The organism is Halorubrum sp. CSM-61 (assembly GCF_003781945.1).
Lineage (GTDB): Archaea > Halobacteriota > Halobacteria > Halobacteriales > Haloferacaceae > Halorubrum.
In genome coordinates this window covers 18,329-30,599 of record NZ_RJJW01000012.1, presented here as the reverse complement: position 1 = coordinate 30,599, position 12,271 = coordinate 18,329, and the positions used below count along the sequence as shown (strand labels likewise).

Sequence of the window (12,271 nt, the reverse complement as noted above, 5' to 3'; positions counted from 1 at the left end):
GTGTTAGGCGGGCTGGGGAGTGTACCCCTGGTTTTCGATGGTCTCTGCGAAGGCGTCGGGGTCAGTGACGCTGTCGTCGTACTCGATCTCGACGCGGCCGGTCGCGTAGTGGACTTCGACGTGCTGGACGCCGTCGACGTTCGACAGGGCGCGTTCGACGGTACTCGCGCAGGTCGGGCAGTCGAAGTCGAGGACGCGGAATTGGGTTGTGTCGCTCATTACAGTTTGAGATAGTGCCCGTACCTCAATAAGTATTTTTTAGATGATATGTTTGAATTCGGATACGGGTCGTTGGAACAGTCAAACGGGTCGTCTAGGGCTTTCGCTATCGCGGGTCCATCCTGTACTGGATACCTCGACAGACACCTACCCGACTCCTGCCCCGCTACCTTTTCCCGCGTGCTCGCGCTCAGTTCTCGTATGAGTGATTCCGATACCGACCACCGTCTCGACGACATCGCGGTGCGAGACACTCGGATTTCGGACGCCATCGACGAGCCGATGCGGGCGATGGTCCTCGACATTCTGTCCGAGGAAGCCCTAACTGCGACCGAGGTCCACGAACGCCTCGACGATCGCGGCATCGACCGGACGGAGAACACGGTCCGCCATCACATCAACGAGCTCCGGGATGCGGGCCTCGTCGACGTCGTTCGCTTCGAGGAGGGGCGTGGTGGGACGACGAAGTACTACCACGCGAACACGATCGTCCTCTCGTACTCACTACCAGATTCGGCCGACGCCGCCGTCGAGGAGATGATCGACGCTGCCCAGCCCCAGATCACGGACGCGCTCACTACGCTCACCGACGAGTACGACGACGCTATTGAGGAGATCGTCGAGGATATGCAGCCCTGCGAGCACTGCCAGACCCAGAAGTACGAGACGTACGTTCTTCTGACCGTCCTGCGACGTGCGTTCGTTCGCGCCCACAGAAATTCCTGAGGGGGAACCACCCCTACGCTGGCAGGGTCTTAGAAGGAGAACCGATCACGCGCGGATTGCATCGCGAGGCGAGTCAGGAGTCGCGCAGGGCCACGCTTTGGGAGGTCCCGTACAGTCTCGATGCTGGTCGGCGGTTCACTACCACCAATGTCTAACTCCCAGCCTGTCTCGTCCATGAAGCGTTCGACAGCCTGATTTACTCGCTGTCGCACGTCGTCCGAGTCCATTGTCTCGGGCACACCATTCCGGAGGACGACGTCGCCGTCAACGATCACTGTCTCGACGTCGGCCGGCACCGCGTTGTTCACGACCTGTGCAGGAATATTGGTCCGTGGCGTGAACTTCGGTTTGTCGACGTCGAGGAGGATAATATCCGCGCGCTTTCCCGCTTCAATACTGCCGATCTCGTCGCCCATCCCCAGCGCGCGTGCGCCTTCAATAGTGAGCATTCGTATCAGTTCCATCGAGTCGAACTGCCCGGCTGAACGCTTGAGATTTGCCGCCAGCCGAGCTTGCCGCGCTTCACCGAACATGCTGTACGAGTCGTGCCAGTAGTGGTCGTCAATCCCTACTCCGACGTCGACGCCGGCGGCTCGAAGCTCGGGAACGGGCGTCCACTGCGTCTCCCCGTCCGGATTCCAGTAACAGAAGACGGACGGGCAGTGCGCAACAGCCGCGTCCGCCTCGGCGGTTCGCTGGATGTCCTCTTCGTCGGCGAGGCGGAAGTGAGCAGCGACCAGTCGGTCGTCCAGGAGTCCAACGTCGTCGAGCAATCCCACCGAGTCCTCGCCACCGTTCGCTCGTGCCATCGTGTTACTCTCCTCGAGTTCGAGCAAGTGCGTGTGGACGAGCAGGTCCGGGTACTCTGCGGCGAGGGACGCGGTCCGTTCCCACAGCTGCCTGGTACACGACCAGTCGTCGTGCGGGCAGATCGTCGCCCTGATTCGGCCCTCGTACGTGTCGTGGTACGTTTCGACGAACTCGCGAGCACGGGAGAACTGCTGATCGACTGGTTGGTCCCAGAAGAGGTCCGAGATCGCCGGGCCGAAAAATCCGCGGAGCCCTGCTTCCCCGAACGCCTCTGCACCTGCGGCAGGCCGTGCGTCCATCGAGTTCACGGTCGTGACACCGCCCAAGAGGAAATTGAGCGCTGCGAGCTCGACGCCTGCCTCGACGAGGTACTCGAATTCGCCGTTCCCTAATCTGTTAAACAAGGCCGTCCCACTCCCAAGCATCTCCGTCAGCTCGAGTTCGCTAAACGCACCGATGAGCGGTGTCATCTCCAAGTGCGTGTGGGCGTTCACCAACCCCGGCATCACCAGTTTCCCGTTCCCGTCGATAACGGTGGACGCTTCTAATTCTCCGTCTCCTGCACGTGATGGTCGGACTTCTTCGATACAGCCATCGGTGATGCATACTGTGCCGCGCTCGTACAGGCGGTTCCGCTCGTCGGCTGTGAGAACGAGTGCATCATGGATTGCCAGATCGACAGCCATCGTAAATTAGGAAGTGGATGTGACAGTTACCGTACTGGACAACCGAGCAGGCCGGCGAAGGCTGTTCTTCCAGGTGGTGTTCCCCTCATTTGGGATATCATCGGTCTCTACTGGTCCCATTAGCCTCTAATACGTCGGCGTGATTTAATCAGATTCCCCTTTTGAATCTGAAGTCGGATTCCGTGGAGCTTGTGGAGGTTTGCAATGTTTTCCCCTCTTCACGATAGATCATCTATGGCCGACGGTTACGATGCCATAGTACTGATACCCTCATAGGCAGTATATTCTAATCAAAACCGCAATAGATGATCCCTACAATGATACACCTATGCAGGCGACGATAATCGACGGAGTTCTTGAATCCCTTCGTATCGGTGTCGGATTTCTCTGGACGGCGGCGTGGGCGATCATCATGGGCCTCACGATTACGAGTCTGGTCCAGGTCTACGTCTCGAAGGAGCGGATGGCACAGGTGCTGGGTGAGGGCGATCTAACTGGACTTACCAAGGCGACTGTGTTCGGAGCAGCAAGCAGTGGCTGTAGTTTCGGCGCCGTCGCCATCGGGAAGGGCCTGTTCAAGAAGGGGGCGCACGCGGTGAACTTCCTCGCGTTCATGTTCGCGTCGACGAACCTCATCGTCGAACTAGGGCTGATGATTCTCATCCTGCTTGGCTGGGAGTTCCTCGTCGCGGAACTGCTCGGCGGCCTGATTCTCATCGCCGTCATGGCCGCCATCGTCCACCTTACGCTTCCCGAAAACCTGTTTAACGAAGTCCGCGAGAAGCTCAACGAGCGCGACCGCCAGGCGGGCGTCACGGAAGATCCCACCTGCGGGATGGAGGGGAAAGACGAGTACACGCTCACGACCGACGGCGGTGAGACGCTCAAATTCTGCTCGGAGGGCTGTATGGAGACCTATCGCCAGGAGACGTCGAGTAGCGGCGGGTGGCGTGACGAGTTGCTGTCGTGGGGTGGCTGGTACAAGGTCGGGAATCAGTACCGCAAGGAGTGGTCGATGATCTGGAAAGACATCGTCGCCGGCTTCCTTATTTCTGGGTTCGTCATCGTCTTCGTCCCGCAGTGGGTGTGGAACACGCTGTTCATTCAGGGCGACGGCCTGCTCGTGACTGCCGAGAACGCCGTCATGGGCGTCATCATCGCCGTCCTCAGTTTCGTCGGCAGTATGGGCAACGTCCCGTTCGCCGTCGCGCTGTGGGGCGGTGGCGTCAGCTTCGCCGGGATCATCGCGTTCGTCTACGCCGACCTCATCACCGTGCCCGTGCTGAACGTCTACCGGAAGTACTACGGCTGGAAGATCATGCTGTACATCCTTGGCGTCTTCTTCGTGACGATGGCGTTCACTGGCTTCCTCATGGAGTTGCTGTTCGACGCCCTCGGCATCGTACCAGATCTGGCCGGTGGCGAGACGGCGACCGAACAGACGTACTTCGAGCTCAACTACACGTTCTACCTCAATATTATCGCCTTCGCGCTCTCCGGGTTCCTCCTGTATGTCTACCGACGTGGAATCGGCGCACCAGGTCAGTATCGTGATCCGGTGTGTGGCATGCGGACCGACGATGAGGGGCCGAGTGCGTCCAATGATGGGATGACGTACTATTTTTGCTCGAAGACCTGTAAGCGGGCATTCGAGGAAGAGCCCACGGAATTTGCTGATCAAAGCCCGCAGATAACAAACCACGATCACGATCACTGATAGATGTACTGTGGTTCATCCGCTGTGAAGCACTTCATCATCGCACCTTCAATCCGCAATTGTCACACCTGTCGCGCCAAAATTGATTGTATGAGCAGTCAGATATCGAAACAAGGGGATGTCATATGAACCAACGTCCAGCGGATACCGTCGTTGGTGTGCTCCTTGGGTTCGTCCTCTTGGCTGGCGGACTACTCAGTTGGCGGGCCTATCAACAGCGTCGCGCTATCGAGCAGTCGATGGGGCCGATGATGGACTCGTCTATGGGGGCGATTCACGGTCCAGATCCTCTCTGGTACGTGGTTGGAACCCTTCTGGTCGCAGGCAGTATCGGTGGCATCTATTACGTGGTTCGAGGGAATCTCATCGATTCGACAACCGACTCAGCGGATCACATCGACCCCGATCAGGTATCGGAGGCAACGCCTACATCGATAGACGATGACGCCTCGCCGGCGACGCCTATCAATCCTGAATCGGATCCGCAAGCGCGCGTTCTCGATCTCTTACCGGATGATGAACGACGCGTCCTTGAACCCGTCCTGAACTCGCCTGGAATCACGCAGATCGAACTTCGGGATCGATCTGAGTTCTCAAAGAGTAAAGTGAGCCAGACCGTGAGTTCACTCGAGGAGCGCGGGCTGCTGTATCGGGAACGACAGGGTCGAACCTACCGCGTGTATCCGAGTGATGACCTGCAGAACTAACAGACGTAGAAATTCATACTAACACTACCCATCATGTCACAAGCAACACTCGAAACTGATCGCATTAGCCGGGTTCTCAAGTCAAGCACGTGGCTCAATCTCCTCCTCGCCGCACAGTTGATCGCCGGGTTGGTGTACGCATATTTCACAGGAGATATGGGGAGCCGGTGGACCCATTTCGTCCTTCCATTTATTTGGTTCACCGCCTCAGTCTGGGTGATCTGGCACACTCGACCTGTAACGAAACGTCGAGTGTATCGTATTGGTGCCGCACTTGTCGTTGCTCTATATCTCATCGTGATGTTTTATTTTTCAGGATTACTTGGACCGAGCACCTCTCATTTCGGGCAGCTCACTGGACCAAGCGGCTTCGGAATAACGTGGGGTCGATCTTTGGGATGGAGTCCGGTCTTCGTCTATACAGGTGACCTGATCACGGTCTCGCTCATTCCTTACCAAGCGGTTGGCCTGTTCGCGCTGGCGTATCTCGTCTATGATGCATTGCTTGATTTCTCGCAGTCGGCAGTCGGAGGAATAGTCGGGATTGTGGCGTGCCCTGCCTGCGTTAGCCCGTTGTTTGCCGTACTACTTGCAGGCGGACTGAGTGGTTCTTCAACGATGTTATTGCTTGGTGCGTATGGCTACGAAATTGCGACCGTTCTGTTCCTCATGACAATTGGAATCCTCTACCATCGTCAGGCACTCACGAGGCAGTATCACCAGTTCCGAGGGAACTGATCCATCTCGTTCGTGGTCAGCAATACCCGAGCCTCCCTCGCCGCCTGAACCGTGGTTATTGTCTGGATCGCCGCAATGAGGTGAACAGTCTCGACGGATCCCCTTTGCTCTCACCATTCCTCTGATCCTTTCGAATTCGGCAGGTATGAACGATCCCGTCAGTAGAAAACGTTTAGATGGCGTTATAGACGTTCTTGAACGCTCTCCTGTTTGAGTTCACTCCCACGAAGATAACTCCGAACCCACCGTATGACTACTTGAGGCGAAAAACAATGACCAACCGAAACCTCGGACGATGGCTGCTCGTGGTGCTCGCGATTGTCGGACTCGCGTTTGCCGCCCCGGTAGTTAGCGCACACGGTGACGAACCGATCCAGGGGAACGAGACGGCAGCTGAAGGGACGCCAGCCGATGGTAGTGCAGCAGACTGGGCGGCCTGGATGGAAGGTCACATGACCGACTACATGGGCCCGAATGCCGTTGACGAGATGGAAGCGCACATGGGCGTGACCGTCGACGAGATGGCCCAAGATATGGCGGACGACAATCACACCGCGACGGGGATGAACGGACAGGGGTACGGCTGCTAACGATCCCTGTTCGGATCCTCGTCTGACACGATAGATATTCGACTTACTGACTCAACGATCACAATGACACACTACACCAACACTCTCGGGCGGACGACTCGTCGAATCGCAATACTAGCGGTTCCGCTGTTGATTGTAGCAACGGGCACCGCAGCGGCTCACGGTGGTGGAGGCTACGGCGGCGGTATGATGGGTAGCGGCGGTTGGGGGGTCTTCAGCGGTGGAATGGGCCTCTGGAGCTTCCTTTGGATGGGGCTCCTAATCGTCGTCCCGCTCTATCTCGTCTACTCACTCCTCAACAGAGATTCTGAGAGGAGTGATAGTCGGCCGCTTTCGGTTCTTCGTGAGCGTTACGCTCGCGGTGAACTCTCCGATGAAGAGTTCGAACGTCGACGAAAGCAACTCGAGTAGTGCCCATGACCGAAATAGAAGGAGCATCGTCGAGAAAAAATTCTCGTCTGCCAGTTGGGGCGACGGGACCGAACGCTTAAGTGCGTAAACAGGATACAGTATTACATGAGTTACACAATACAAACCAAGATTGATGGAGAGTTCGACGATGTCGTCGACGCAACGAATGCCGCGCTCAAAGACGAGGGATTCGGTGTTCTCTGTGACATCGACATTCAGGCGACGCTCAAGGAGAAACTCGGTGAGGAGTTCCGCCAGTATCGCATCCTCGGTGCGTGCAATCCTCCGCTGGCATACGAAGGGTTGAGTGTAGAAACTGAACTCGGTGCGCTCTTGCCCTGTAACGTCATCGTCTACGAGAACGATGACGGCGTCATCGTGGTGAGTGCGGTCGACCCGGAACAGTTAGTCGGGATCGCTGATAACGACGCGCTTGACTCCGTCGCGACCGAGGTCAGCGAACGATTCGACCGCGTACTGGCAGCCGTAACTGACGAGTTCGGATCCGCATCGGAGGCCTGATCTCTGATGGCATCATCGGATCAACTGGATACGACGACGATACTGCTCATCGTCCTCGGAGCGTTCATCCTCCTTCCCTTGCTCACAATGGGTATGGGGTTCGGAGGGATGATGGGATACGGAGGAATGATGGGCCAGTACGGTACCACAGGTGGTTGGTGGCCCTTCATCGGTATGCTCGTCCCGCTCATCTTCCTCCTTGCGCTTCTGGGCGGTGGATATCTTATCTTTCGGCAGATGAGCGAGACACAGACGTCTCATAATCCCGCGATGGAAGAGCTCCGTCTGGCGTACGCTCGTGGCGATCTCACGGACGAAGAGTTCGAAGCCCGACGAGAAAAGCTCGAACAATCAGAGTGACCACTACCCAAACCGCGTTTCACCCGTTTGAACACCTGCGGATCGACTCGAGGGTATCGAAACCAACCGTTCGGTAGCATCGTTCCGTTACATCGAAATGATGTGCTCGATTCAGCATATGGTTATGAGTAGTAATGGGAACAAGCGACAAGTTCGGAGTGAGTCACGTCCGAAGTCTTCGTACCAGTATCGCGCGTAGCTACCCCCTGACGAATGATACAGACCACATGACACATCACAGCCGACGTCAATTCTTAGGCATTGTCGGTGCCAGCGCGGTCGCCGGCACCGGCTTTGCTCAGTCAGCGAACGCACAGGAGACGCCCATCGTGGAGATGGGAAACAATTATTTCGACCCAATCGGTCTACGTGTTGATCCCGGGACAACCGTTCAATGTCAACAACCCCACCCTACTTCGCTCACCCTGACGGGTTCGCTCGTTGAGGGAGGGGCTTGTCCGTGAACTCAGCCTCAAACCCGTCCGGGTGGGCGGTGAATCCGCCACTTGGCGTCACCGTTCCAGACTTTAGGGCGAGTTGACTGTCGCCCGTCCGCCGAGGCGACTGTTGGCCTCGACGGACATACCGCATCCCGATGTTCTTCGCCGCATTGTAATCCGCATTCGCTTCCGATTCGCACTTCACACACCGGAAGTCCGTGCGAGTTTGGCGATTCTCGTCTGCCGTGAATCCACACTCGGCGCACCGTTGCGACGTGTACGCCGACCCCACTTGCTTCACAGAGATGCCGACTGCTTCGGCTTTGTACTCCACTTGCTCGTACAGCGTTCGGAACGCCCACTTGTGCCCCCACGACGCATCCGTTCGGTCGCGGATGTCGGTCAAGTCCTCGAACGCGATCACGTCGCACTCGTATCGAAGTGCTTCATCCACAATCGCGTTCGACGCTTGGTGAACCACGTCACGAACGTATCGTAGTTCGCGTCCACTTGATTGTTCGAGCGTTCTGTGGGCGCTTCGCGTGCCTGTCTGTTGGAGTCCCGCACGGACTTTCTCGAACTCGCGGAGGTTGTGTGAGAGTTCGCGCCCATTGATGAATCGTGCTGTGCTGGTGACGGCGAGGTTTTCAATACCGAGGTCGACCCCGAGAACCGTTCCGTCCTCGGCGGTGTCTCGCTCAGTGTCGGTCTTGGGTCGGCGGAAGCCGATGTGCAAAAAGTAGTCGCCGTCACGAGCGGTGAGTGTGCTTTCCGTGACGCTCCAGTGGTCGGCGTCGAGGTACTGCCGTTGGTAGCCATCCTCGGCTTCAGGGAGGGCAAGTTCACATCGGACGCGACTCTCCGTCGTGGAGAGTGACACTGTATCGTCATCGAACAGCGTCATCGTTCGAGTGTCGTACGTTACCGTGGGTGCGGTGAACGTGGGCTTGCTGACCTGCTTGCCGTTCGAGCGGCGTTCGAGACAGCCAGTGATGGCTTGGGCGGCTTGGTGGGTGGCGAGAATCGCGTGCTGACTACCGAGGTCGGTTTCCTCGCGCACGTCGTCGTAGGCGAGGGGTTGTACGTCGCTCTTGGCGTTACACTTCCCCCACGCCATGTCCGTGGCGAGTTGGCACCCACGCTTCCACTCGGAGATGGTTTCCTCAAGCAACTCGCGTTGCTCAGCGTCTACCGAGAGACGAGTGATTGCCGTCCGACGCACGTAGTCGTCTGCCACAGTTTCAATGTGTATGAGTGGCTATTTATAAGCTGGTGTTTGTGACAGATACGAACGCGCTCCTCCCCTCCCTACTCGCTCCCTTCGGTCGCTCCTTGAGGAAGGGGACTCCGCGCTACCGCTTCAGTTGAACTCGCAGCGGGGGCACATTCCGCTACGGCGTACTCTGATCGTATTCCGGAGGGCGCTTCCACATTCGATAGTGGGACGATCTCAGACGGGAGCTTCGAATATACGTTCGAAACGCCAGGGACGTATGATTACTACTGTATCCCGCACAAGTCGATTGGGATGGTCGGACGGATAGTGGTTGGCAGTCCTAGCGGACCGGCAGAGGAGGGTCCAATCCCGGATGGTGAGGTCCCATCGAGTGAGGCGATTGTTGACCAGGGTACAGTCGCCTACGGCTCAAGCAGCGATAGAAGCGGGAATACTGGTGGTGGAATGATGGGACGAGGTGGTTCTGGAATGATGAGTGGCCGCAACGGAGGAGTTGGAGGGCTACCAGCTGTTGGTGGTGTACTCGGAATGCTGGGCGTTCTCGGTGGGGGGCTCTACTGGCTTGGAAACCAAAATTCTCCTCGATCGGCTACCGACGACTCAGCCAGAAAAACGCTCCAGAACCGCTATGCCAGGGGCGAAATTGACGAGGAGGAGTATAGACGCCGCCGTGAGCGATTAGATGCTACTGATGAGGACTTCTCCAACTGATTGCCACCGTGAGAGGGTGAACTGATCGGGGTCAAGTGATTCGGGGATTAGAGAATACCGTCCTCACCGATACCTTTGATTTCAGAACGATCCCGTGACCTGTTTTGTTCCATTTATGACTAATTTTTCTTGTGATCAACTCGCCTGCGTGGCTCTGTAGTATATACCAATTGCGAGCACGGCTACGAGGAGAAGATATCCAGTAGCCCACACCAACGAGAGAGCCGTATCTACGTCCGTTGTGAGTCCAGTATCGACCATCACACGGACGGGCCAATAGCCGGGGAATAGTTTCATCCACCAATCAGGTTCGGATTGGATGAACAACGGGTCCTGGAAGAGTCCGATATCAAGCATCGGGAGAATCAGCATTAGCCACATCCCGGCTAGGCGGTCGAGGACGGCCCCCACGAGCATCCCGATGAGACCATACGTGACCGAGACGACGAGCATCGCTGTGATGAACCACCAGAGCTGCTCAGGCTGGAAATCGATGAGCATCACACCAACTGAGACGCCGGTGACGATGAGAGTAATTGCTGCGAGAACCCCAAACCGGGCAGCGATTACCTGCCATGCACGATAGCCAGCGACTGCCAGACGACCGTCCGTGTCTTTGGCTTCTCGCATCAGGAACAACCCGGCGAGTCCGGCGATGAGAGCACTCGTAATCGGCGTCATGATCACGCCGTGGACCTCAGGCATCCCCCGCATGACCGTCGCCGTCTCACCGTCGACGAGCGTCCGAACCGGCATCTCGACGTCCTGGGTGACTGCGAACGCCAACGTGATGAACGAGACCGGTAGGACGACCAGTAGAGCGACGAGGACGTAGTTACGCGCCTGTTCTTTGATGCCGATCGAGAACGCCGTTGTCGTACGGTTCATGCGGACCACCCACCACTGGTGCGCATCGTCACTCCGAACACTACGGTGACGAGCACGAGCAAGACGAGCAGGTATCCGGCAACGAAGCCGAGGTCGCCCGTCGTATATGTACCTTGGAACATCGCCTCCTGAAGGAGTTCCTTCGGATGATAGAGCGGGAAGTATTCCACGAACTCAGGAATGTCAGCAGCCAGCGGGCTGTCGCCACTGAGGAACGCGTCCATCATCGCGAGGAACACCACGACGAGCGAGCCTTCGAACAGTCGCGGAAGGAGTGCACCGACGAGCGCGCCAAGAAACGCATAGACGAGGCCGGCGAGGACGAGGAATACGAACGTCAGGACAGGGGCTTCCGGTGAAATCGTCAGCCAGAGCACGCCGTAGTTCACGGCAGCCACGACGACCGTGACCCCTCCGAGCGTCGCTAATCGAGTCGCAAGCAGTGTTCGGGGTGGATAGCCTGTCTGAACGAGTCGTCGATCGGCTGCACGCGCACTAATCATCTGGGCGAGTCCCATCAGGCCGGCGATGATGGCGACACCGAATATCGCTCCGAGGAGGCGACCCAGATCGATCGGAATCGCCTCAACTGTCGGCATAGTTGGCAACCCCGCCATCGCTTGTCCCCAGCCTTCGATAACGACAACCGGAAGGAGGAGTGCTAAGACGACATTCAGGGGGGTCCTGAGGAAGGTGGAGACGTTCGTCCGGATCCCCGTTTGAATTCTATTCATCGGCCTTTCTCCTCCGTTCACCGGTCGTCGCTTCGGTCTCACTTTCCCGCTCAGTCACGTCGTAGACGTGTCCATCACGAACCTCGTAGATACGGTCGAGACGGCTCTGCTCCTCGATCAAGTGTGAAATCATTACGACAGCTGTTCCGTCGGCAGCAAGTTCGTCGGCGAGGTCCCAGAAGATGAGATATGTCTCCCAGTCGAACCCGGTGTAGGGCTCGTCTAGCATGAGGACGTCCGGATCATGCATTAGGGCGATACTGAGATTGATTTTTTGTCGGTTTCCACCGCTGAGTTGGTCGATTCGATAGTCAAGGTACTGCTCGAAATCGAGTTTCGATGCGAATCGGCGTTTGGCCTCGTCGATTTCTTCGGCGGTCATTCCGTATCCGGAACCGAACAGGCGGAACGTCTCTGTGACCGTCAGGCGGTCGTAAAGCAGTGGTTCTTGTGGACACCAGCCAACCGTCCCTGTTCGTTCAACTGCTCCGGAATCCTGCTTGAGGACGCCGACGAGGATGTTCATAAGCGTGGATTTCCCCGAACCGTTCCCCCCGACGATTCCGACGATTTCTCCTGCTCGGATTTCCAGATTGGCACCGGTGAGGACGGGAACCGATCGTGTAAATGGGAGGTTTGACCCGTACGTTTTTTCAATCTCATCAGCACGGACGAGTACCTCGCTGGTGGTAGCCTCTGTCGTGGAGGTTGTGGGCGCTTCCATAGATGAATACACACGCTCCTCATTTACTGCGATTACTGTTTCAAATCTAAA

The 12,271-nt window shown here is 57.2% G+C and carries 15 protein-coding genes and 1 pseudogene; 10 read left to right on the top strand and 6 right to left on the bottom strand.

All coding sequences use genetic code 11. The features are described from left to right. Positions 1-3: 3 nt before the first annotated feature. Entirely contained in the window at positions 4-219 is a 216-nt protein-coding gene (locus EDM04_RS16915; RefSeq protein WP_004048661.1) for a heavy-metal-associated domain-containing protein, read from the bottom strand. A gap of 201 nt (positions 220-420) precedes the next feature. On the opposite strand from EDM04_RS16915, the gene EDM04_RS16910 reads away from it, so the two are divergent. Continuing rightward, the gene (locus EDM04_RS16910) at positions 421-945 is read left to right on the top strand and encodes a helix-turn-helix domain-containing protein (RefSeq protein ID WP_004048660.1); all 525 of its coding nucleotides are present in this window, start codon (positions 421-423) and stop codon (positions 943-945) included. Between the two features lie 29 nt (positions 946-974). Here the strand turns inward: EDM04_RS16910 and EDM04_RS16905 are convergent, their stop codons facing one another. Then, positions 975-2,441, bottom strand: a complete 1,467-nt coding sequence (locus EDM04_RS16905) for an amidohydrolase family protein (protein ID WP_050051507.1) — start codon at positions 2,439-2,441, stop codon at positions 975-977. A gap of 328 nt (positions 2,442-2,769) precedes the next feature. Between EDM04_RS16905 and EDM04_RS16900 the strand changes: the two genes are divergently transcribed. The 7 genes from EDM04_RS16900 (at position 2,770) to EDM04_RS16870 (ending at position 7,486) form a co-directional block, all read left to right on the top strand. Beyond that, positions 2,770-4,158 (top strand): permease, encoded by a 1,389-nt coding sequence (locus tag EDM04_RS16900; protein ID WP_049986199.1) that lies wholly within the window; start codon positions 2,770-2,772, stop codon positions 4,156-4,158. Positions 4,159-4,283: 125 nt separating this feature from the next. Beyond that, positions 4,284-4,865 carry a MarR family transcriptional regulator gene (locus EDM04_RS16895; RefSeq protein ID WP_004048657.1) on the top strand — a complete coding sequence of 194 codons (582 nt, stop codon included), beginning with the start codon at positions 4,284-4,286 and terminating at the stop codon, positions 4,863-4,865. Between the two features lie 33 nt (positions 4,866-4,898). Beyond that, entirely contained in the window at positions 4,899-5,603 is a 705-nt protein-coding gene (locus EDM04_RS16890; protein WP_123624180.1) for a hypothetical protein, read from the top strand. A gap of 272 nt (positions 5,604-5,875) precedes the next feature. Next, entirely contained in the window at positions 5,876-6,193 is a 318-nt protein-coding gene (locus tag EDM04_RS16885; RefSeq protein ID WP_004048656.1) for a hypothetical protein, read from the top strand. Between the two features lie 63 nt (positions 6,194-6,256). Then, positions 6,257-6,604 carry an SHOCT domain-containing protein gene (locus EDM04_RS16880; protein WP_049986201.1) on the top strand — a complete coding sequence of 116 codons (348 nt, stop codon included), beginning with the start codon at positions 6,257-6,259 and terminating at the stop codon, positions 6,602-6,604. Positions 6,605-6,709: 105 nt separating this feature from the next. Then, positions 6,710-7,126: a DUF302 domain-containing protein gene (locus tag EDM04_RS16875; protein WP_004048654.1), complete on the top strand. Its 417-nt coding sequence runs from the start codon at positions 6,710-6,712 to the stop codon at positions 7,124-7,126. Between the two features lie 6 nt (positions 7,127-7,132). Then, positions 7,133-7,486, top strand: coding sequence for an SHOCT domain-containing protein (locus tag EDM04_RS16870; RefSeq protein ID WP_004048653.1), 354 nt, complete (start codon positions 7,133-7,135; stop codon positions 7,484-7,486). 420 nt (positions 7,487-7,906) lie between these two features. On the opposite strand, the gene EDM04_RS16865 is transcribed toward EDM04_RS16870, so the two are convergent. Continuing rightward, entirely contained in the window at positions 7,907-9,163 is a 1,257-nt protein-coding gene (locus tag EDM04_RS16865) for an RNA-guided endonuclease TnpB family protein (RefSeq protein ID WP_123624177.1), read from the bottom strand. Between the two features lie 144 nt (positions 9,164-9,307). Between EDM04_RS16865 and EDM04_RS19010 the strand changes: the two are divergent. Next, positions 9,308-9,463, top strand: a pseudogene (locus EDM04_RS19010) (plastocyanin/azurin family copper-binding protein); the annotation flags it as partial. A gap of 171 nt (positions 9,464-9,634) precedes the next feature. Next, positions 9,635-9,874, top strand: coding sequence for an SHOCT domain-containing protein (locus EDM04_RS18875; RefSeq protein WP_241154953.1), 240 nt, complete (start codon positions 9,635-9,637; stop codon positions 9,872-9,874). Between the two features lie 135 nt (positions 9,875-10,009). Here EDM04_RS18875 and EDM04_RS16855 read toward each other — a convergent pair whose 3' ends face one another. From EDM04_RS16855 to EDM04_RS16845, 3 genes are read right to left on the bottom strand one after another with little or no spacing between them, the layout of a single operon-like run. Next, complete coding sequence (locus EDM04_RS16855; RefSeq protein WP_123624175.1) at positions 10,010-10,762, bottom strand: ABC transporter permease; 753 nt, start codon at positions 10,760-10,762, stop codon at positions 10,010-10,012. After that, positions 10,759-11,496: an ABC transporter permease gene (locus tag EDM04_RS16850; RefSeq protein ID WP_094529644.1), complete on the bottom strand. Its 738-nt coding sequence runs from the start codon at positions 11,494-11,496 to the stop codon at positions 10,759-10,761. Before EDM04_RS16850 ends, EDM04_RS16855 begins: the two co-directional genes overlap by 4 nt. Next, positions 11,489-12,220, bottom strand: a complete 732-nt coding sequence (locus EDM04_RS16845; protein ID WP_049909257.1) for an ABC transporter ATP-binding protein — start codon at positions 12,218-12,220, stop codon at positions 11,489-11,491. The genes EDM04_RS16850 and EDM04_RS16845 overlap by 8 nt, the downstream gene beginning before the upstream one ends. Between the last annotated feature and the right edge of the window lie 51 nt (positions 12,221-12,271).

Excerpts from the sequence above, each read along its gene's own strand:
- EDM04_RS16915 (WP_004048661.1), bottom strand. The coding sequence starts at position 219 with ATGAGCGACACAACCCAATTCCGCGTCCTCGACTTCGACTGCCCGACC.
- EDM04_RS16910 (WP_004048660.1), top strand. The coding sequence starts at position 421 with ATGAGTGATTCCGATACCGACCACCGTCTCGACGACATCGCGGTGCGA.
- EDM04_RS16905 (WP_050051507.1), bottom strand. The coding sequence starts at position 2,441 with ATGGCTGTCGATCTGGCAATCCATGATGCACTCGTTCTCACAGCCGAC.
- EDM04_RS16900 (WP_049986199.1), top strand. The coding sequence starts at position 2,770 with ATGCAGGCGACGATAATCGACGGAGTTCTTGAATCCCTTCGTATCGGT.
- EDM04_RS16895 (WP_004048657.1), top strand. The coding sequence starts at position 4,284 with ATGAACCAACGTCCAGCGGATACCGTCGTTGGTGTGCTCCTTGGGTTC.
- EDM04_RS16890 (WP_123624180.1), top strand. The coding sequence starts at position 4,899 with ATGTCACAAGCAACACTCGAAACTGATCGCATTAGCCGGGTTCTCAAG.
- EDM04_RS16885 (WP_004048656.1), top strand. The coding sequence starts at position 5,876 with ATGACCAACCGAAACCTCGGACGATGGCTGCTCGTGGTGCTCGCGATT.
- EDM04_RS16880 (WP_049986201.1), top strand. The coding sequence starts at position 6,257 with ATGACACACTACACCAACACTCTCGGGCGGACGACTCGTCGAATCGCA.
- EDM04_RS16875 (WP_004048654.1), top strand. The coding sequence starts at position 6,710 with ATGAGTTACACAATACAAACCAAGATTGATGGAGAGTTCGACGATGTC.
- EDM04_RS16870 (WP_004048653.1), top strand. The coding sequence starts at position 7,133 with ATGGCATCATCGGATCAACTGGATACGACGACGATACTGCTCATCGTC.
- EDM04_RS18875 (WP_241154953.1), top strand. The coding sequence starts at position 9,635 with ATGAGTGGCCGCAACGGAGGAGTTGGAGGGCTACCAGCTGTTGGTGGT.
- EDM04_RS16855 (WP_123624175.1), bottom strand. The coding sequence starts at position 10,762 with ATGAACCGTACGACAACGGCGTTCTCGATCGGCATCAAAGAACAGGCG.
- EDM04_RS16850 (WP_094529644.1), bottom strand. The coding sequence starts at position 11,496 with ATGAATAGAATTCAAACGGGGATCCGGACGAACGTCTCCACCTTCCTC.
- EDM04_RS16845 (WP_049909257.1), bottom strand. The coding sequence starts at position 12,220 with ATGGAAGCGCCCACAACCTCCACGACAGAGGCTACCACCAGCGAGGTA.